Origin of the sequence: Mesotoga sp. UBA5557 (assembly GCF_002425715.1) — a bacterium.
GTDB lineage: Bacteria > Thermotogota > Thermotogae > Petrotogales > Kosmotogaceae > Mesotoga.
The window spans coordinates 47,268-68,762 of record NZ_DIMV01000096.1 but is presented as its reverse complement, the minus strand read 5'-3'; the positions used below and the strand labels follow the sequence as shown (position 1 = coordinate 68,762).

Here is a 21,495-nt window from a genome sequence, read left to right as displayed (position 1 = left end):
ATTAAGCATGGCTAGAAGTTTCCTTCTTCGCCTTCTTGGCACACTGCAACTTGGAACTAGAAACCTGCAACTGCTCTTCGAAGGACGGCTCTTCACAGCGTTCAGCGTTGAGCGAATCAAAATGATGCTGAACGACCGGCTTACTGAACCCACGACTCCAAAGAAATATTCAGCTCGACACAGGCAATCTCTCTTTCCTTTTCGAATTCTCTGCTCTATATATGTACGGACATTACTTCATGAAAACACGAAAGAAATCGAAGAGAACCGATCTTTTCGGTGTTCGAGCAACGAATGAGAAAGATATCGGGCGAAGTCAGGCTCTGATCATCGCAGAATGTCTATAATTCAATTTGGTGAGCCATTCGATGTTTTGCTAGAATATGATCATAAATTGATTCTTCTCTTAACATCATCGATTATTTTGGCTTTGGAGCATTCGGAACAGACTTTTTTGCGGAACTGATTTGTGAGGAACTTTCTGTTTTGCAACTAGGTACGTACATATAAATGTTTTCCGATCAGCATTCGTCTAAGCCTTGACTTTCGAATCCAACTCATACCAAACACTCATTCACGGAAGATATATCTTAATTGTTTAGAGGTCTGACAGATTGAAACAATCCACTCTTTTGGGGGGTGATATGACAAGCTAAAGAGTGAACACCTGATTGCGATCTGTTCTTTTTCGACTATCAAACGTTTACCTTTATTAGGAGGTGAAACAAATGAGAAAGTTGATGTTTCTGGCACTTGCGCTGGTTGTCGCTGTTAGCTTCTCTTTCGGTGTAACGATTACGATGATGACGCCGCTTACCGGAGCTGACGGCGCTTACATGGACGAGATTGTTGCAAGGTTCAATGCCGAACATCCGGATATTGAAGTCGTCCATGTTGTGGTAGAGTCTTCTCTTGATATGAAGAACAAGCTCTCGATGGGTATTGCATCCAAGACAGCCCCCGAGATCATGTTCATCAGGAAATTCGACATGCCTCTCTATCTGGAACACTTCAAGGGCTTCACAGCGGAAGAATGGCTTAACAAGTATGGAATTGACACTGACGACATCTTCCCGGGTGTCCTCGACGGACTTGTAGTAGATGGTAAAATCGTCGGTATTCCAATGGACATATGGCTGTTCTACATGGCCTACAACAGAGGAAACTTCGCAAAGGTCGGTCTCGATCCTGACAACCCGCCGAAGACAAGAGAAGAGTTTATTTCCGCAATGGAAGCTTTAATTCCCATTACACCTCCAGGACTTACTCCATACTACGAAAACCCTGCCTGGACATGGATCTGGTTCCACCTTCTCTGGCAGCACGGCGGAGAAGTGTTGACAGACGACTTTAAGGAGCCGGCATTCGAGAAAGCCGGAATCGAAGTCTGCAAGCTGATGCTCGAGATGCAGGACAAGGGTATTCTTCCCATGCAGGTAGCCGACCCTGGCGTGTCCTTCCAGTCCGGGGAGAGCACAGTATTGATAACCGGTATCTGGACCATTAAGCCCTGGATGGAACAGCTGGGTGAGGATTTCGGTTATGCGGTAGCTCCTCAGTTAGGCAACACCAAGGCCGTATTTGGAGGTTCTCACGTACTGGCAATGCCAAGAGTCATGGTCGAAGATCCTAAGACACTTGAAGCCGCGACAACATTCATCAAGTATCTATGGGACCACGCGATTGATTGGTACGAAGCGGGACAGACTCCTGCAAGAAAATCACTCGCCGAGAGTCAGGAGTTGAAAGAGAGACTGCCTCACATTTACGCAGTATCTCAGGATTCCGAATACGTAAGACAGTTCCAGATGTTCCCGCTGATATCGGAAATAGAGGCCGAAATAGCAGTCTACCTTGAGGAAATATTGGTGCTGCACTCGATATCTCCGGAAGCTGGTATGAAGGAAGCTTCGTTCGCCGTTCAGGAAATTCTTGACGACTACTGGTCAAGAAACTAATCGCAGATAAGTAATCGCTTTACTTGGTGAAGGGAGGAGGAGTAATTGACACGATCACATTCAAAATCACCTAAACGATTCCGCAGGGAGATAGGATCGTGGTTGTTCCTTCTCCCTCACCTATTCTTCTTCGCTCTATTTGTTGTGGTTCCACTGGTTTTCGGTCTCGTAATTAGTTTCTTCAACTGGAGTCTTCTCAAGGATAACGTGTTTGTCGGTTTTGACAACTACATTCGAACGTGGAATGATTCAAGATTTTGGCCCACGGTTCAGCACACAGTGGTTTTTGCGATAATCAGTGTTCCACTCACGATAATCGTTGCCATTATCTTTGCACACATTCTCAAGAAGAAGAGGTTTGGCCAACTATGGCTTCTAATTGCATTTGTTTCACCGGCATTCTTTGGTTCTGTAGGTATTCTTAGTTCATGGAAGTGGATCTTCGCTTCTTTTCCTTCTGGATTAGCAAATTACTATCTCAACAAGGTTGGCGCGATAAACAACGCGGTTTCATGGTTTGGCAGCACATCAGTTGCTTGGGGAGTGATTATCCTGGTAACTGTATGGTGGATTGTGGGGTTCAGCATTTTGCTTTACTTGGGAGCCCTGCAGAGAATTCCCCCCGAACAATACGAATCGGCAAAACTAGATGGCGCAGGCCCGTGGAAAAGATTCTTATATATCACTTTACCCTGGATCAAGAGCGTGCTATTTTTCGACGTTGTTCGACAAGCCATACTGGCCTTTGGACTCTTTGATCAGGCTTACATTCTCTCCGCAGGGGGGCCGGCCGGAACTACTCGTACTCTGGTTTATTACCTATACCTTGTTGGATTTGAGAGACAGGATTTCGGAAGAGCTGCAGCGATTTCCTGGTATATATTTGCGATCGTACTGATTTTTGCTGTGATTCAACTTGTACTGGTCACCAAATCGATACGATCGACGGAGGGGTGAGATAATGGCTTCTACAGTTGCGAAAAACAAGAAAAAGCTCAGCAAACGAATGACTGCAGCGATTATTACTGTTTTTCTCTGGGCCTTTGCAGCTTTCTGGTTTGCGCCAATTTTCTGGATGTTGTCAACTTCAATGAAGTCAACCACACTTGCTGTGATTGAAACTCCCCCGCAATGGATACCCAATAACCCAACACTCGAGAACTACAAAATAATCTTTGCACCCTCGGGAGGCCTTTCGCTAATAAAGGCGACATTAAATAGCGTGATTGTCGCTGTGAGCTCAACACTGGCTACTCTAATGCTTTCAGTCCCTGCGGCGTACGCGTTGTCTCGACTGAGGTTCAGGGGAAGAATGTTCATCTTCTGGATGTATGTTGCGGTCCTGGCCTTTCCAGCAGTGCTGTTTTTGATACCCCACTTCTTCATAATTAACGGAATGGGATTAACAAACTCCTATCTCGCTCTGATCTTACCAGGCCTTGGAGGAACGTTTGGCGTCTTCCTCTTGAGGCAATATATGCTAGATATTCCCAAAGAGCTGGAGGACGCGGCCTGGATAGACGGCTGCTCCAAGTTCAGGTTCCTAATAAGCATAGTGATTCCTTACATTAAGCCGGCAATGCTAGTGCTTTCATTAATGACCTTTTTGGGTTCGTGGAATAGTTTCCTTTGGCCACTGCTCATTCTAAGCAAAGCAGATAAGTTCACACTACCTATTGCACTAATAAGGTTTAGCGCGGGATGGGGAGACCCGTATAGAGGTATTGGGCCTATGATGGCAGGAGCTTTCTTCTCTGTCGCCCCATCTCTGATAATTTTCATCGCATTCCACAGATACTTGATGAAAGGAATCTCCCTGGGATCTCTTGGAAAGGAGTAGATGCCATGTCTAAAATACTGAAGTCTTTTCGGAAAATAGGAGAAGAAGAGTCAGCAATGACCCCAAGGACTTGTCTTCTGTTGATCTTGGGCTTGCTTGTTTGCAGTCTATCTTTTGGAGGTAGTGTTTTGCCTATCGATATTGATGTAAGCACTTTCGAAGAAAGGATAGAGACCGACAGAAAAGTACAGGTTGAGATAGAAATCGTAGATAGAGATGGAGAAGAATTAGATAGCATTTCGGTGTCCGCCAAGCAACTTTCACATGAGTTCTACTTCGGAAATGCTCCCGAATACCTGCTTTACGCTTACGCTCAAACCAGTTACAACCGTGGAAGGAGATTCGGGATCAGACCACTGCCCGAGGAAGATCTCCAGGAATATAAGCGTTTGTATCTTGAGCTCTTCAACTTCGCCACTCTTCCCTCCTTCTATTGGGCAGACTATGAGTCCACAGAAGGAAGAATTCGGTTGGCCGAGGCCTCTAAGAAGATCGCCCAATGGCTGGGTGAAAACGAAGTCCCGGTTAAGGGTCACACACTTGTTTGGGGGAATCCGCCGAGCGTAGGTGTGCCCGCCTGGGTAGAAGTGAAAGGAAAGCTCGGTCAATGGGCAGAAGTACGGGAATATCTCTTTTCGAGAGTTGTTAGGGAAGTCGAAGAGTTCAAGGATCTCATTCAATACTGGGATGTCGTTAATGAGCCTATTGTTCAACCCTGGTTCGACTCGATAGGTTCGGACTATATTGCCGAGTCGTTTAGAATAGTTAAGGAAACCGACCCCGACGCCATTACAGTTCTAAACGAATACGGGGTGTTGGTGAATGAGCGGACCAGGCGAGCCTTCATTTCAAGAGCCCGGCAACTCATAAATGAAGGAACTCCCATAGATGTGATTGGGGCCGAAGCGCATATTTTCACTGCTCAGGATCTGCTTGGTCAGCTGCGATCCTTGGAAAGCATATATCTTGCAATTGACGAGTTGGCTCAGCTGGGAAAACCTATTCATATATCGGAGTTTCAGATTCCTCTTCCGGCCGTGATAGATGCTTTCGACGTCTCCATAAGCGAGGCAGAAGAGATACAGGCCGAGATCGCCAGGATATTCTACAAAGTCTTCTTCAGCCATCCGGCGGTCGAGGCAATAACGTACTGGAATTTCTACAGGGCATGGCAGTCAGGCAGCGGATTTCTGCGCGACGATCTCTCGATAAAACCGATCTTTGATGAGTTGAAGAAGCTTATACACGAAGAATGGAAAACCTCTGTCCGTCTCGAGACGGATATTTCGGGCAAAGTGGCTTTCAACGGTTTTGCTGGTAAGTACGAGGTCTCGGTGGAAAGCGGAGCTATGTCAGAGACATTCATTATTGACGTTAAGAAGGGTGAGAAGAATGAATTCACCCTTGTTCTCGGGCAATGAATGGAGTGCTCTAAATGAAAACAGTCGCCATTTTATATACCTTTGTTCTCATGATGGTTCTTATTCCGGAAACTCTTGTTGCGAATACAGGTCATGTGCTGACAATAGATCCCAGCAATCCCGGTCCCGAGATAAGTCCCTTACTCTACGGCGTATTTTTCGAAGACATAAACCATGCGGTAGATGGCGGTCTATACGCTGAGTTGGTAAGAAATCGATCTTTCGAACACAGAGATCCTCTCGAAGGCTGGGTTGCAGTCTTTGAAACCGGTTGCCAGGCCACCTTCTCGGTTGACTCGGACCTGCCGCTTAATGAGAACAATCCCCATTACTTGACTTTTGATATTGAATCCGAAAACAGATCAGTATCGCTTTCCAACAACGGTTACGACGGCATTCCTTTGAAGGAAGGAAAACGCTACGAGTTTTCCGTGTTCATTCGAGGCAATTCGGAATACAGCGGTGAAATAACAGTTCTACTAACGGATGAGAAGAGCAACACAATCGTTGAAGCAAGCCTCGGATCGGTTTTCGGCGCTGAGTGGGAGAAGTATTCGGTCGAATTCGTAATTCCCGAAGACTGCGGCAATGGCAGGCTTTTACTTACATTGAAAGGTGCCGGCGAGGTTTGCCTGGACATGATTTCGCTTTTCCCTGAAGAGAACTGGAACGGCATGAGGGTAGATCTTCTAAAGATGCTTGAAGAGCTTAAGCCTGGTTTCGTAAGGTTTCCGGGCGGCTGCCTCGTTGAAGGCGACAGCCTGGAGAACGCCTATCGATGGAAGGATACAATCGGACCGGTAGAAGAGAGGAAGGCAAACTACAACCTCTGGGGCTATCACCAGTCATACGGCATCGGATTCTTCGAATATCTCCTCCTGTCGGAACACCTGGAAGCAGAGCCCATACCAATCTTCAACTCGGGCATGTCGTGTCAGGTTCGGGGAGCCGAGTACTGCCCAATTGATGAGATGGACGAATGGATTGAAAATGTTCTTGACTTCATAGAGTTTGCAAATGGGCCAAAGAATTCACTCTGGGGTTCAAAGCGTGTCGAGCTTGGTCATCCCGAGCCCTTCAACGTCAAGTATATTGGTATAGGAAACGAGAATTGGGGCACGGAATATCATGATCGCTTCCCGATGTTCAGAGATGCTGTCAAAGCGAAGTATCCTGAAATCATCATTGTTTTCAGCGGCCCGCCTTCTTATGAAGGAGCTTCATTCAACAGGGCGTGGAGATGGGCAAGAGAAAACGAAGTCGAAATTCTTGATGAGCACATGTATGCCGTTCCGGAATGGATGTTGAGAAACACGGATAGATACGACAAGTACGACAGATCCGGTCCAAAGGTCATGCTTGGAGAATACGCAGCCCACGCGGCCGGGACAAGGAACACCCTTCAAGCAGCAATGGCGGAAGCAGCTTTGATGACTGGCCTTGAACGCAATTCAGACATAGTTTTTATGGCGGCTTACGCGCCCCTATTCAACAGGCCGGGCTGGTCGCAGTGGACGCCGGACCTCATCTGGTTCGACAACGCAAGAGTGTATGGAACACCAAGTTATCATGTTCAGAAACTCTTCAATGAGAATCTCGGAGATGTAGTAATACCTTCTGAGCTTACCGACGAGAATCTCGAGGTTATCGGTTACTGGTTCAAGTCGCTGTACCACGTCTGCGAGTATGATCGTGAAACGGAGAACTTAATCATAAAGATTGTGAATCCATGGCCCGAAGAGAAAGAGGTCAGAGTCGAAATTGGCGAAAAACTTGAGATCAGGGGGCAGGGAGAAGTCATTCTGATGACGTCCGACAGCATCTTCGATGAAAACACTTTCCAGAACCCGGACAAGGTACTGCCCAAGAAATATGATCTATCGGGTCTATCAAACGAGTTTACTTTTACCTTTGCAGAAAATTCCATAACGATACTGAGATTGAAAGCAGTTGGCTTATAGAGTGATTATCTAATTTACTGGGGAGGGAATGAAGTGCAGACAGCCGTAAAAATCTGGCCTAGGAAGATCGGAAAGATTGACAATATGATCTACGGTCACTTCACAGAGCATCTAGGAAGATGCATTTACGACGGCATCTATAACGAGAAATCACCAAAATCAGATTCTAGGGGTTTCAGAAGAGACGTCATGGACGCCGTGAAGAACATAAAATGTCCCATCTTAAGATGGCCTGGCGGAAACTTTGTGTCTGCCTACCACTGGCAAGACGGCATGGGCCCTCTCGAAAAACGCCCTCAACTTCTGAATTACATCTGGGGAGGTGTGGAGTCAAACAGATTTGGGACTGATGAATTCATAGAGTATTGTCGCGAAATCGATGCCGAGCCATATCTGGCCGTTAGTCTAGGAACGGCGACTCTAGACGAAGCAATGGCCTGGCTAGAATACTGCAATCTAGACACCCCGACGAAATTCGCTCGAATGAGAAGAGAAAATGGCCATCCAGAGCCCTACCATGTTAAGTACTGGGGAATAGGGAACGAAGTGTACGGCCCCTGGCAGGTCGGCCATTGCAGTGCTGCCGAGTACGCAGAAAGACTCCGCCAGTACACTCAGTTCATGAAGGGTGTGGATCCGTCGATTAAGGTAATCGCAGTCGGAGCCGATAACCCCGACTGGGACATGACCGTGTTGAAACACGTGGGTCATCTGATAGATTACATCTCTATCCATCAGTATCACGGCTGTGACGACTACTTTGGGACCGTTGCCTCCGTCTACTACTGTGAACAGAGGCTTAAGCTCCTGGAGGGGCTGATAAAACACCTGCGTCTGGATCACGTAAAGATCTCCTTTGATGAATGGAACATCTGGTACAAAATCAGCGCGGAAAGGAAAGGCGCCGAGAAGAGAATCGTGCTTCTGGAGGAACCCTACGCCTTGAAAGACGGTCTCTTTGCGGCAGGGATTTTCGCTGTGATGCATCGTATGGCTAATACAGTTCAGATGGCCAATCTTGCGCAAATGGTAAACGCACTCGGTATGATAAAGACCAAGGGCGACGAAATGGTACTGACTCCCATCTATCATGCATTTGATCTATTTGTGAATCATACCGGAAGAACTGTCCTGGACATGGCGATTGGTTCTGAAACTTACGAAATAAGCTCCAAGACATTTGTCGAGGGTCGAAACAGCTTCAAGCTCAGCGAAGTTCCCTATGTTGATGGATCGGCCACCTTTAACGAAGATAAGAATATTTTGAGCGTCGCCCTTATTAACTACTATCAGAAGGATGTAGAAGTCTCTCTCGATCTTTCGGGAATCGAAGTCCAGAAGAGGGCCGTCCAGCATGTTCTGACGGGATCTGCTCCCGATGAAATGAATGACTTTGAAAATCCAGAGCGAATAAAACTTGGGAGCAAAGAGCTGACCTCCTGCTCTCCGGAAATGACTGTGAAGCTCGATTCGATGTCGGCAAATGTAATCGAGTTTTCTCTGGACGGAAAGCTATAACCCTTTGAAAAAGGATTACCTCCAGCACAAGTTCAGGCAATGAGAGTTTTTTGACCTGAGGAGAAGGCATTCTGGAGGCTCTGAAAGGAAGAGTCTTCAACTGAGAATAGTTTGGAACAGAGCAAAACAATCAACTTGACCTTGTGTCTAGAAGGAATTTGTTTGTTGCCCGCGAATCTATCGTGTTGCCGGTATTCAAGTGAGTATAATGCCTGCCGTCTTGTGAGCATTTAAATGCAACAGTGCCTGGAGTTCGACTCCGGCGAGTCCGGTCTGGATGAGGTAAAATCGTGGTTAAGGCATAAAATCGACGAAATCTAGAAGGTGATGTGTATGTACTTAATCGGATGTGATATTGGCACCCAGGGAACAAAGAGTGTAATGGTGAATGAAAGAGGAGAGGTTCTAGTTGAAGCTCAAAGAGAATATGACGTCATTAAGCCCGGTTCAAACTGGGCCGAGCAGTGGCCCGATGTTTGGGTCAAGGCGGCTTTCGAGACCATAAAAGAGGTGTCTGAGAAGTCGGGAGTCGAGAAAAAGGAAATAGCTGCCCTGGCCATTAGCGGGCTTTATGGAGGGTCAGGAGTCCCTGTTGACAGTGGAATGAAGCCTCTGCACCCTTGTCTCATCTGGATGGACAGACGAGCGACATCGCAGACCTCCTGGGTGAAGGAAAACATATCAAGAGACAAGATCTTTTCGATTACGGGAAACTATGTGGATTCCTATTATGGATTCACGAAGATAATGTGGCTTAGAGACAACAGGCCGGATATCTGGAAAAAGATATATCAATTCGTGACACCGAAGGATTACATGATTTATCGGCTTACAGGTGAAAACGCGATTGATTACTCCTCGGCAGGTAATATTGGCGGAGTATTCGACATAAGAAAACTTACCTGGTCGAAAGAGATGTGTGAGGCCCTTGGTATACCCATTGAATACCTTCCTGAAAGAATCGTCAAGTCGAGTGATATCGTCGGCAGAGTAACTGCCGAAAGCTCAAAGCTGTGCGGCCTGCTCGAAGGAACTCCTGTGGTCTCAGGGGGGATAGATGCCCCGGTGGCTCAGCTTTCGGCCGGAGCGCTTGAAGAAGGCGAACACGTTGCAATGGTCGGAACCTCTACCTGCTGGGGTACCGTACATGACGGCAAGGATCTGCCGTTTGGTTTGGTGAGCTTCCCATATGTGGTAAACGACACTGAAAGAATCTACTCTTTTGGAGGCTCGGCAACTACCGGAGCCCTTGCCAAGTGGTTCAAGGAAGAGTTTGCCGACAGCGAAGAGTCTGTTGGACGCAGGACAGGCAGGTCTCCATATCAGCTCCTCGACATGGAAGTTGAAAAGATTCCTGCAGGAAGTGACGGAATCGTGGTACTTCCTTATTTCATGGGTGAAAGGTCGCCAATTTGGGATCCCTTTGCGAAGGGTGTATTCTTTGGAGTCACGCTCGTTCACACAAGAGCCCATATGTACAAGGCACTCATGGAAGGTGCTGCATACGCTCTCAGACATAATATAGAAAACGGGATTAAGGCAGGACTCAAGCTCGACGACGAATGTTTGATAGTTGGCGGAGTTGCAAAATCAACAGCCTGGAACAGGATTTTTGCAGATATAACCGGTTACAAAATGAGACAGGTATCCAGTCTAGTTGAAGCACCGTTTGGCGATGCCTTCCTTGCAGGGCTAGGTGTCGGATTGATAGACAAGCCGGAAAGAATAAAGGAGTGGGTGAAGTTCCGAGATCCTATAAGCCCAAATTCCGAAAACCAGAGGGTTTACGAGAAACAGTACTTGATTTTCCGAGAGCTCTACGAAAAAACGAAGGAGATAATGTGGAAGATGCACTAGGAACGGGTAAGGAGTTAGAGCCAGAAAGACAGGTCGCTAAGCCGAGAATCCTCATACGATGTGTTTTCGGTTGATGCATCTACGGCAGGCCCCTGGTCTTATCGTAACTTCAGCCCACACCTATGCCCCAGTCTCGATTGGATTGCTGATCGTCTGCTTCAGCTGACTGGTCAAGGTTCTTTTGTCTTCCAGACTATTTCAAGAGAGTATGTCAGTGGTTCAGTCGTGACTGGTATGTAATCCTGTCGATTTCACACAGCCCTCGATTTGTCTTCACCCACAAAGAGAGGGCACAAGATCAAGAGCTCCAGGAAATGATTCACGCTACATGGCCTGAGACACAGAATTAAGAACTGACTGTGATGGTGAAGGGTCAGCGAAGTGACGGGAGAGATTTGGACTGCGAGGAATCACTTCCGGCAGGGAGCAGCCGGTAAAACGGCACTCCATGCTCTCCGGGGTCAGACAATCTGTTTTTGACTGGAAGCGGTGAGAGATACTCATGGTCAAAGATTAGATACACACTGAGATCCTGATCATTCAACAGCTCTCCTATGACCGATAGGATCGGCAAACAGAAAGGGCATAAGGTATAAATCATTCCAAGTCGGTGGAACCTTAACTGAGATCAAAACTCTCTGGATGAATGTTTGTATTTCGAAAAGGAGGACTGATTACTATTATTAGAGACCTTGAGGTGTGGTTTATAACGGGAAGTCAGGAGCTTTATGGAAAGGAAGTACTGAAAAAGGTCGAAGAGAATTCGAAGAAACTAGTAGATGCACTCAACGATGCAATTTCAACTCCTGTAAAGATTGCCTGGAAACCAGTGTTGAAGGATGCAGATCAGATAAAGAAAGTAATTGATGAAGCTAACTCCAGCAAAGTCTGCATAGGTTTGATAGCCTGGATGCACACGTTTTCACCCGCGAAGATGTGGATTGCCGGACTGAAATCACTTGAAAAGCCTTTCCTTCACTTCCATACTCAGTTCGAGCAGAAGATACCCTGGAATACCATCGATATGGACTACATGAACACAAACCAGTCCGCACACGGAGGAAGAGAATTCGGCTTCATCTCTGCAAGGCTTGAACTCAAGCGCAAAGTCATCGCAGGACACTGGAGTGACTCTAAGGTCATATCGAAGCTGGAAGACTGGATTAGGGCGGCGCTCGGCTGGAATGAAGCTCATACACTCAAGGTCGCAAGACTTGGCGACAACATGAGAGATGTTGCAGTTACTGAGGGAAACAAGGTCGACGCTCAGATTGACTTTGGTTATGAAGTTCATGGTTTCGCTGTTGGCGACTACATAGAGGGCTACTTCAAACAAGTCAAGAGAAGCGAAGCTGAGGAACTGGTGAACAGGTATCTGGAGGAATATCCCATCAAGAAATCAACAGTCTCTGAAGAAGTCTTTCAGGCATCTATAAGGGAAGCCGCTAGAATCGAAATCGCACTTCGAAGGTTTCTGGAAAAGGGCGGATTCAAAGCATTCACAACCACTTTTCAGGACCTCCACGGGATGAGACAGCTTCCGGGAATTGCTGTACAGAGACTTATGAGAGATGGTTACGGATTCGGGGGTGAAGGTGACTGGAAGTCCGCGGCCCTTGTAAGAATTATGAAAGTGATGGCCGAAGGCATAGATATTGGAACCTCGTTCATCGAAGACTACATTTATCATTTTGAACCGGGGAACATAATGGAACTGGGATCTCACATGCTAGAAGTTTGTGAATCCATAGCGGACGGTACACCTTCCCTTGAAGTGCATCCCCTTTCAATTGGAGGGAAAGAACCCCCAGCGAGACTGGTATTCAATGCAAAGGAAGGCCCTGCAGTCCAGGCCTGCATAGTCGAGTTCGGAGACAGGTTCAGGATGATAGTCAATGAACTAGAAGTAGTGAAGCAGCACGAGGATATGCCGAAGCTCCCTGTTGCAAGGGCGCTATGGGTTCCAAAGCCAGATCTGGCAACAGCAGCGACCGCGTGGATACTTGCCGGCGGGGCGCATCATTCAAGTATGAGCTACACCGTTACTGCCGAACAGCTTGAAGACCTTAGTGACATGTTTGGAATTGAGATAGTAGTAATTGACGATAAGACTGATATCACGGAGTTCAAGAAGGAGCTTAGATACAACGAGGTATACTACAAATTGAAGAAGCTGTAATTTGCAGGTTTGAATCGCTGAAAGTGTAAGCAAATTCCTTGGTAGGGGGAAGCCTATGCTACGTGAACTAAAAGAGGAAGTCTACAGAGCGAATGTTACGCTCATTGAATCCGGACTGGTAAAACTCACGTGGGGAAACGCAAGCGGAATCTCCAGAAAGGAGCGTCTCGTAGTCATTAAGCCGAGCGGGGTAGACTATTCCGATCTTTCCCCCGACAATATGGTTGTTGTAGATCTTGAAGGAAGAGTGGTCGAAGGAGAGCTGAGGCCTTCTTCCGACACTCCAACTCACGTTCTTCTTTACAGATGCTTCGGGGAAATCGGCGGCGTGGTCCATACCCACTCAACCTGGGCAACTTCGTGGGCACAGGCGGGAAAAAACATTCCCTGCTTTGGGACAACTCACGCCGATCACTTCTACAATGAAGTACCTTGTACTAGATTTCTGAACGCCGAAGAGACAGAGACTGATTACGAGTTGAACACAGGCAGGGTAATCGAAGAAGCTTTTTCCGACAGAGATTACCTCGGAACCCCGGGGGTCCTCGTCGCCGGTCATGGGCCCTTCACATGGGGAAAGGATGTGCTGGACGCAGTCAAGAACGGCATAATTCTTGAAGAGATAGCCAAGACGGCATGTCTTTCACTTCTGATAAACGCGGAAACAAGCATCCTTCCAAGATACATAATGGACAAACACTATTTCCGAAAGCATGGGAAAGACGCGTACTATGGACAAGATCCGAAAAACAAGTGAATAGTACAACCGTTAGGAACTTTGGCAGTGATATCTCTTGTGAGTCTGTTTCACTGACTGACTTTTTGGAAGAAGTTCCTTTTCGGACGCAGCATTAAGTTCATATACTGTCCTTTTCATTTTGAGCGGCAGGCACTCTCCGGCCTCTAGCAAAACCGTGGACTCTATCGAGAACCAGATGAAGATAATAGCCGACAGAACCTGAAACACCGAGAAACAGCACTTCTGTGTAGTTCATCTCGCCCCCAAGAAGTTCCGATCTTAGAAGCACCGTTGTCACGATGATCAGGCCATAGAGAAATCCTCCCCATAACGAATGAAAGAAGCCCCTGTGACTGAGAAGATTTATCGCTTTTGAGACGATCACGCCCAATGCAATAGCAAGGGAAAAGGAAATTGCAACCGCAAGAGACATAGAATTTAGCCAGGATAGAACGATAGGCTGAATCTCTGGCGAAATCACCGAAGAGTAAAAGACGCAGGCAAAGAGACCAGCGATAAGCACTTCGAAGATTCTCTTTATTAAAGCGTTTTTTGAATCAATATCGGGTACATCGCTTCCCAACAAAAACAAGAGATATCCATAGCCTATCAGCCTGCTGTCTTGAAGAGGAGAGACATGCAAGAGCTCGATTGTAGTCAGTGAGAGAAAGATGAAGACAGGATAAGTCGCTATTCCCCAGTAAACATGCGTTCTAAAGTCCGGCATCGGCATCACTGCCAAATTTCGTTCCCTGACTCGAGACATCGACATACAGAAGCACGTCTTTCAGAGATATGCTCATACCACACTCTACTTCCTCCGGAACGGATTCACTCACATCCAGCGGATAAAGAGCCGTGCGGTCGCACAGAGAAAGGTTTACTCTCGAAAACCGCCTGTAGATTGCCGTTATTTCTTCTTCTTCGACATTCAGCCCAATGGTTGCCGTTATTCCAGACATGAAGAGGTATTCAAGCTCGTCGGGTTCGATCTTCATTGACTCAGAGTAGAGTGTCCCCTCAACAGGTAAACAGAAGAGAATCAACTCTCTTGAAAGATTTAGAAAGGGTGTTCCTTCAAGCCTTTCATACATTCTATACTTATCGATTGTTTTTTCGTCTGCAAGTAAGACCTGTCCGGAGTATTCGATAAGATCCCCGGCCTTCAATCTCCGGATGTTCTTTATAGATATCGGATAAAACATCTTCAAAGTCTGTCTTGCCAAGATACACCACCCTATTCGTCAAGCGGAAAATCTCTGTGAATAAATTCCAGCATCTTGTCTACCGTCTCAGATATAAATTTCGAGTAGAACTTGTAGAATTCCTCGAGCCTATCGTATACCGGCTTGGATTCAACCAGATCGATTTCGAAGACGGTTGAAACCGGTCTCGCTATTTTCATGTTAGGAGTGACGCTGGCGTTCCTCAGAACACTGCACTTCTTTGTGACTTCGATCCTGAATAATCTTGAAAGTTCCAGTATTATTGAACGGTCGATACTCTCGTTTATTTTGGGAGGACCAAAAGCAATCTTCAAGATATTCTGAAAGGGGAATATCAGGACCTCCCCGTCATCGAACTCTATCCATCTTCTATAGTTGTCTCTGCATATAGAAAAGAGGGCATCGTCAATCATTTCAGGCAGCCTGAAGTAGTCCTTTCCACGGAGAGAATCCTTCAGAATTTCTTTGCGAAGAAGTCTTTCATTGCCATAATAAGCGAGGAAGTACAGCTTCAACGGACTCTGAAAGATCGCCCTATGGAATACCAGCTCAGCTCCCTCTTCGAAGACACTGGAGAAATCATCAACGATAGGTTCTTCCTCTTCGTTTGAGAATCTGTATAAGGCGCTGGCCGTCTCGAAAGGAGACGAATTGGAGAGTCCCACAAAGCCTCTGCCCTCACTGTCTACGAAAACTGAAAGAACCGGTGTATTCCCCTTCGAAGTTTGAACTACAAGCGTCATAAAATGGCCGAAAGCATTGTCAAGTCTATCAGACCGCTCAACAACCAGTTTCGCGTAAGATGGAAAATTGCTTTCGACGCTCTCGTAAACCGCCTTGAGCTTGTTTCTATAGCTTTCTGGACCGGCATAGTATGTCACTTAAGGAACACCACCGATGATCGTCCATAGATAGATTTTGCCTCCTGGGCAAACTCTGGATTGTGGCTCTTTGGAAGAACAAACAACGCCCTTCTCGAAATCGTAGGAAGATCGGTAAATCCATCAGTGAAAAGCAGAAGTCCTTCAGGTCTGAGTTTTTCCTGAGCGTAGTCAACGGCAGGCTGAAGATCGGTCTCCCCTCTACCCATCAACTTAAGATCTCTCCACATACCCTTTCCATACTTCATGACACTCTGCACAGTCTCGTCCACCTGCACCAGCCAGACCCGTGAGTCTGTGACTCTAGTAACCTCATCTATCTCACTGAAGAAGGCGTTGAACTCCTCTTCTATTATGCTCCCGCTAGTATCGACTACGACAACGAGTTTTGCTGCGTAATCGTTTCTCCAGCCGGGCTGATCATCATATCTTCTGTTAGGTCTCATAGGAGTTCGGTATCTGCCAACCTGCATCGATGAACCGAAGAACCGCCTAATCATGTTTCTCCAGTCAAGGATCGGGTTGTCAAGAACCAGTTTCATTACCGCCTCAAGACCCTCCGGCATTCCGTCCTTAGCCTTTTCCATAGTCTCTGAGATCACCTGTTTAAGAAGATCCTCAACGAACTCTTTCGGGAGTTCAAACCTTCCAAAATCCTCATGTGAATCGGGCCTGGATATGCTTGAGTCCAGAAGCTCAAGATCAATGGTCTTGTTTTTCTTCATGAAGTCAAGGCCCCAGTCGTGGTAGAACTCTGCCGTCATTCCCGGATGCTGCATCGGAGGTCCAACGAAGAATCTCTCATTATCGGTTCCACATCCTTCCTGGAGAAGAGAGTCCATAGGAAGACTGAAAGCGTCAAGCTCGCGTATGAACTGATTTACTGCGGCATCCATGGATATATCCCAGAGCATCTTCTCTCTGGATTTGTTGACGGGTATCAGAATGTGTCCATTCACTATATGAAGACACTCGTGCTTCAAAAGCGCCTTCGAAAATGTAAGTGGTTTGTTTCGAAGTGTATCCGGATTGTATAGAAGTTGAAATCTCCCCCTGGAGCTCACCCTCAACTTCATCGTCCTGACCGAAGGAGAGGGAATTCTGTCGATGAAGAGAAGCAGGAAATTGTAGAAGGGGCTGTCCTTGCCTAATTCGAAAACAGCCCTTTCCATCAACTCCTCATTTCTCATCCTTTTCGCTCCTCTGAAGGAATTTCAGAACATCATGGTCCATGGCAAGTTCTTCGAGAAGATTCTCGTAGAAGGCCCGTTTTAATCCCTTTTCCCCCTCGACCTGGTGCACAATATGTCTTATTACCGAAAAGAACGAGTCTTTCGGGATGACTCTGCCTATCCTGAGAAGGTTTTCCGAGATTACAGGTACATTCTGGAAGTATTCCTGAACCTGTAAATCATCTATCTCAGAAAGATGCTTTGTGATACGGAGAATCGAGGCGCTAGTCGCCGAGATATCACCTCCAGAGAGTCTCGAAAGGATATTCTCATCCAGTTCGAGAAGCAGAGTTCGGGGAGAAGGAAGGAGCTCGCTGCCCTGAATCTTACTCATGAAAGTTCTGGCCGCTTCCGGTCCTACTATGCCGGCGGCGATTACATAGCCGAACTTTTCGATCTCCATGCTTGAAAGACCCGCGTATACTCTCCCCAATTTGTACCAGCTACGGGGGCTCGGTCTCAATTCCAGCCGCATCGAGACAACCGTGTCTCTTGAAAGAAACTCTGGATACTCACCTATGAAGTTGGTAACAGTCTCCGGCATCTTCTGGAGCTCTGCCCACTTAAGCCATTCTTCTGGATCGGGAGTCAGTTCTATGTGGAAGAATCGCGACATAAAGGCAGGATCCGTAATAAGTTCAACCTGATCATATTCCTCATCCGGCGGATTTGCCGCGGCCATTATCCAACAACCTTCGGGTAGAAAATGGTTGTGTATTCTTCTATCTATTAGAAGTTGCATAATTGCATTCCTGATTGATCTATGAGCCCTATTTATCTCATCTATCATGAGTATCACATTGCCTTCAGTCGGCCACCAATCGGGCCTCAAAAACAAGGTTCGTTCGCCGTCTCTCGACGGCATCCCGATAAGGTCACCTGGCTCCATCTGTGATATGACTAGGATTATCAACTCTCTGCCCGTCTCAGCTGCAATCTCCCTAGCAAGATCGGTCTTTCCTACCCCAAAGTGACCCCAAAGAAGCGGGATCTCCCCGGATTCCATGATCTTCCTGCTCAAGTGTTTTACGTCCTGAACCTTCAAGCCTATCCCTCCAAAATCCTCATTCAGACAAAATTATAGCACAGCGACTTTAACGATGCCCATGTAATGACTGCCCATAGAGCGAGTGGGAATACCAGCCCAAACAACCATGTGAATGGAGAGGCAACCGGAACATTGAGGAAACCAAGAAAGAGTCCGATATCTCTTGCAAGATAGAGGGTAAGTGGAAGGGTAGAAAAAACCGGCAACAGTGTGGAAAGTAAGAACGAGAGTATTGCACCCGGTAGGCTGAGCGCCTTGAAGACATTTCTTGTATCTTTGGTCCCGAAGCTCTTCTCAAGAAAGCCCCCGAACAATGAGAGCGTGAAAATTGTTGGAATCATTAGAATCAGGAAATTCATCATGAAAGCCCTATACTGAGATGCATTTGAAGACACATACAAACCGACAACCAGTATTATCAAAGAATATAGCGAGCTGACGACAATAGACTTTGAAAGCCCAGATTTTATCCTTCTTATTGGAAACAACCATACGCCATCCCCAATCTGACGTTCAAAGGCAAATAGAGCCGTTGAAGAGACAGTTGTGTAGTTACTGAAAAGAAAGACTATAAGACCAAGGAGCTGCAGAACCCCGAAGCTGTTCAGAAGCGCAGGGTTAACAAACACTACTACAGGCACAAACAGCGAGGGATAGAGAAAGGCAAACGTCAGTTTAGGCTCCCTGACCAGCAGAAGGAGATCCTTAATAATCAAACCCAATAGTACGTTGTGTCTCCTAAACCTCTCTTTTGAATGAAGAGCTGCATTTCCTATTGGTCTTGTCATAAGCTTCTGAAGAACGGTTGGATAAACAAAGACTTCTAGGAAGCCAAGCAAAACAAACAAAACTGCCGAAGTAGTAATGAAAACAAGAAGATCCGTGGTCTCTCCGGTTATTGCCCTTACAAAGGGTGTCCAAGGTAGATATGGAGAGGTGATGACTCTCTGGAGACCTCCGAACTGATTGGCAACCTGATCCGGCCTTGCAAGATCTATAGTAGAGAAGTCCATGAAGCGCAACGTGAAAATGAAGACGAAGATAGTCACCATAGTCATCATGGCAGAGAGAGTCTTGAGAAACCGCCCCTTGGAAAGGAATACTATTCCAAAAGAGATAATTGCGGTTATCACCAGAGTGTCAAGCACAAATACAAACAACAAGACCAGGGCCATCCAGAATCTCCCTCCCGAATAGCCAAGCCCTCTCAGTGCAGCCATGAAGATCGGCGCAAATAGGAGTATGGGAAATCCTCCCGCAGCGAGAACCTCAAGCAGTTGTACATTCGCAACCGTAGACTTCTTAACCGGCAAACTGAGCAGCATCTCAGCCCTATCGGAGAAGAAAAGATTCGAAACTACGATTGGAAGATCGCTACCCAGAAGTATAGAGAATATTATCGCGGAAAAAAAGGAGATGACTATTAGCTTCAGGTCAATTCCGGTAAGCTCTTTGAGCTGGTCGGATAAACCTGCAACTCTAGAGAAATTCGGAACAAGAAAGCCTCTCAGATAGAAAGTAATCGGAACACCTATAGCTATCACAATGACTACTGCAAGGAAAGTTGCAATAATCGCTCTCTTACCCTGCCTTGTCAGCATTCTGTAACCTTCTATAGTTCTCCACTTGATGATTACAAAGAAATCCCTCATATGAATATTCTGCCATAAAGAAGCTTGGATTCTTCATAACACATCCCTGAAGAACTTCTGGTTTTGATTTCAGGAAACAGTCGAGCTTGCAGGCTGCTCCATGGGTAGTGGGAAGAATCGCTTGACGCTGGACGCTGATGGAATGAGTTTCAGGTTCCGAGTTGTAAGCTGCCAGATAGTAATAGGTTCAATGCTGTAATAAGAAGGTACGACAGATTACTCCATTCTCAGAAATACTCCCACCCCGATTATTGGAGTAGAAGACCGGTTTCGATCAAATTATTGATTACTTTAATCTGAAGTATATATAAAAAAAGGGAGAGCAAGCTCTCCCTTCAAAGTGATTCTCTTATCAGTACTCTGGCATCTGTGGCATCGGAGCCTGAGGTTTTTCTTCTGGTTTCTCTGTTAGAGTTGCCTCTGTCGTCAGGAGTATTGCTGCGATAGAAGCTGCATTCTGAAGAGCACTTCTTGTTACCTTTGCGGGATCAATGATACCGACCTTGAACATGTCTGTATAGACATCATTCAGAGCATCGTAGCCGTATGCATTGTCATCGCTATGAAGTATCTTGTCGACAACTACTGCTCCGTCTAAACCGGCGTTCTCAACAATCTGTCTGATCGGAGCCTCTAGAGCCTTGAGAACTACCTTAACACCGATCTTGATATCAGGATTCTCTGTGCTGTCAAAGAGTTCCTGAACGGGCTTCTTTGCTCTTGCAAGGACAACTCCGCCTCCAGCAACTATTCCTTCCTCAACTGCCGCTCTTGTAGCGGAGAGAGCATCTTCGATTCTATGTTTCTTCTCCTTCAGCTCTGTCTCTGTCGCAGCACCAACCTTAATTACCGCTACGCCTCCTGAGAGCTTGGCGAGCCTTTCCTGTAGAGTTTCTTTTTCGTATTCGGAAGTTGTCTGATCGATCTGAACTTTGATCTGACCGATTCTCTGCTTGATCTTTTCAGGATCTCCCTTTCCGTCAACGATTATGGTATCGTCCTTCTTAACCTTCACAACACCTGCGCTACCGAGATCGTTTATCGTTGCGTTTTCCAGAGTAAGCCCAACTTCTTCACTTATTACAGTGCCTCCAGTGAGAATGGCGATGTCCTGGAGCATTGCCTTTCTTCTATCCCCGAATCCAGGGGCCTTAACCGCTACTGAATCGAGAGTACCTCTCAGTTTGTTGAGTACGAGGGTGGAAAGTGCTTCGCCTTCAATGTCCTCAGCAATTATGACAAGTGGCTTTCCTGCCTGCGCGACCTTCTCCAGGATCGGGACAAGCGGCTTAACTGCCGAGACCTTCTTATCGGTTATGAGAATTAACGGTTCTTTAATTATCGCTTCCATCTTTTCCGGATCGGAAACGAAGTAAGGAGAGATGTACCCTCTGTCAAACTGCATACCCTCAACGAATTCAACGTGTGTTTCGAGAGTCTTTGAATCTTCTACCGTTATTACTCCATCCTGACCGACCTTGTCCATTGCTTCGGCTATAAGCTCGCCAATTTCAGTGTCATTGGCCGAGATAGCCGCAACGGAAGCGATATCTTCTCTTGAAGAAATCTTCTTGGAGAGAGATCTTATGTGTGAAACGGCAGTCTCGGTTGCTTTCTGGATTCCCTTCTTCATGAGAATAGGGTTGGCTCCGGCTGTAACGTTCTTCAAACCTTCCTTGATCATTGCATGGGCAAGAACTGTGGCTGTTGTGGTTCCGTCACCGGCAATATCATTTGTCTTGGAGGCTACTTCTTTTACGAGCTGCGCTCCAAGGTTTTCGAATTTATCTTCCAGTTCGATCTCCTTTGCAATCGATACACCATCATTGGTTATCGTTGGAGAACCCCAGCTCTTCTCGAGAACTACGTTTCTACCTTTCGGACCAAGCGTTATCTTAACTGCATTTGCTACAGCATCTACGCCTTTTTCAAGTGATCTTCGTGCTTCTTCGCTGTATTTCAGAATCTTAGCCATACTGATTC

16 protein-coding genes are annotated in these 21,495 nt (G+C 46.5%); 9 read left to right on the top strand and 7 right to left on the bottom strand.

Translation table 11 applies throughout. The features are described 5' to 3' along the window. Positions 1–728: 728 nt before the first annotated feature. The 9 genes from B3157_RS12125 (at position 729) to B3157_RS12085 (ending at position 13,491) form a co-directional block, all read left to right on the top strand. Positions 729–1,958, top strand: a complete 1,230-nt coding sequence (locus B3157_RS12125; protein WP_099830426.1) for an extracellular solute-binding protein — start codon at positions 729–731, stop codon at positions 1,956–1,958. Positions 1,959–2,003: 45 nt separating this feature from the next. Then, positions 2,004–2,915 (top strand): carbohydrate ABC transporter permease, encoded by a 912-nt coding sequence (locus B3157_RS12120; RefSeq protein ID WP_214061145.1) that lies wholly within the window; start codon positions 2,004–2,006, stop codon positions 2,913–2,915. 4 nt (positions 2,916–2,919) lie between these two features. Next, positions 2,920–3,798, top strand: a complete 879-nt coding sequence (locus B3157_RS12115) for a carbohydrate ABC transporter permease (protein ID WP_214079519.1) — start codon at positions 2,920–2,922, stop codon at positions 3,796–3,798. A gap of 128 nt (positions 3,799–3,926) precedes the next feature. Beyond that, positions 3,927–5,219: an endo-1,4-beta-xylanase gene (locus tag B3157_RS12110; protein WP_292590691.1), complete on the top strand. Its 1,293-nt coding sequence runs from the start codon at positions 3,927–3,929 to the stop codon at positions 5,217–5,219. A 50-nt stretch (positions 5,220–5,269) separates the two neighbouring features. Beyond that, entirely contained in the window at positions 5,270–7,180 is a 1,911-nt protein-coding gene (locus tag B3157_RS12105; RefSeq protein WP_414674181.1) for an alpha-L-arabinofuranosidase C-terminal domain-containing protein, read from the top strand. Between the two features lie 33 nt (positions 7,181–7,213). Further along, a complete protein-coding gene (locus B3157_RS12100) occupies positions 7,214–8,698 on the top strand; it encodes an alpha-N-arabinofuranosidase (protein WP_292590689.1) in 1,485 nt (494 codons plus the stop codon). A 333-nt stretch (positions 8,699–9,031) separates the two neighbouring features. After that, positions 9,032–10,555 carry an FGGY-family carbohydrate kinase gene (locus B3157_RS12095; protein ID WP_214079523.1) on the top strand — a complete coding sequence of 508 codons (1,524 nt, stop codon included), beginning with the start codon at positions 9,032–9,034 and terminating at the stop codon, positions 10,553–10,555. Between the two features lie 646 nt (positions 10,556–11,201). Next, positions 11,202–12,734, top strand: coding sequence for an L-arabinose isomerase (gene araA, locus B3157_RS12090; protein ID WP_214079524.1), 1,533 nt, complete (start codon positions 11,202–11,204; stop codon positions 12,732–12,734). Positions 12,735–12,789: 55 nt separating this feature from the next. Beyond that, positions 12,790–13,491, top strand: coding sequence for an L-ribulose-5-phosphate 4-epimerase (locus B3157_RS12085; RefSeq protein WP_214079525.1), 702 nt, complete (start codon positions 12,790–12,792; stop codon positions 13,489–13,491). A 100-nt stretch (positions 13,492–13,591) separates the two neighbouring features. Here the strand turns inward: B3157_RS12085 and B3157_RS12080 are convergent, their stop codons facing one another. The 7 genes from B3157_RS12080 to groL form a co-directional block, all read right to left on the bottom strand. Next, positions 13,592–14,200, bottom strand: coding sequence for a metal-dependent hydrolase (locus B3157_RS12080; protein WP_292590686.1), 609 nt, complete (start codon positions 14,198–14,200; stop codon positions 13,592–13,594). Next, a complete protein-coding gene (locus B3157_RS12075) occupies positions 14,187–14,699 on the bottom strand; it encodes a hypothetical protein (RefSeq protein ID WP_214060164.1) in 513 nt (170 codons plus the stop codon). Before B3157_RS12075 ends, B3157_RS12080 begins: the two co-directional genes overlap by 14 nt. 11 nt (positions 14,700–14,710) lie before the next feature. Next, the gene (locus B3157_RS12070; RefSeq protein WP_292590683.1) at positions 14,711–15,580 is read right to left on the bottom strand and encodes a DUF4895 domain-containing protein; all 870 of its coding nucleotides are present in this window, start codon (positions 15,578–15,580) and stop codon (positions 14,711–14,713) included. Then, on the bottom strand, positions 15,577–16,770 hold the full coding sequence (locus B3157_RS12065) for a VWA-like domain-containing protein (protein ID WP_214079528.1): 1,194 nt from the start codon (positions 16,768–16,770) through the stop codon (positions 15,577–15,579). The genes B3157_RS12070 and B3157_RS12065 overlap by 4 nt, the downstream gene beginning before the upstream one ends. Then, positions 16,760–17,857, bottom strand: a complete 1,098-nt coding sequence (locus B3157_RS12060; protein WP_214079529.1) for an AAA family ATPase — start codon at positions 17,855–17,857, stop codon at positions 16,760–16,762. The genes B3157_RS12065 and B3157_RS12060 overlap by 11 nt, the downstream gene beginning before the upstream one ends. Before the next feature lie 23 nt (positions 17,858–17,880). Further along, complete coding sequence (locus B3157_RS12055) at positions 17,881–19,512, bottom strand: hypothetical protein (protein ID WP_214079530.1); 1,632 nt, start codon at positions 19,510–19,512, stop codon at positions 17,881–17,883. A 352-nt stretch (positions 19,513–19,864) separates the two neighbouring features. Further along, positions 19,865–21,487: a chaperonin GroEL gene (groL, locus tag B3157_RS12050; protein WP_214079531.1), complete on the bottom strand. Its 1,623-nt coding sequence runs from the start codon at positions 21,485–21,487 to the stop codon at positions 19,865–19,867. Positions 21,488–21,495: the final 8 nt, after the last annotated feature.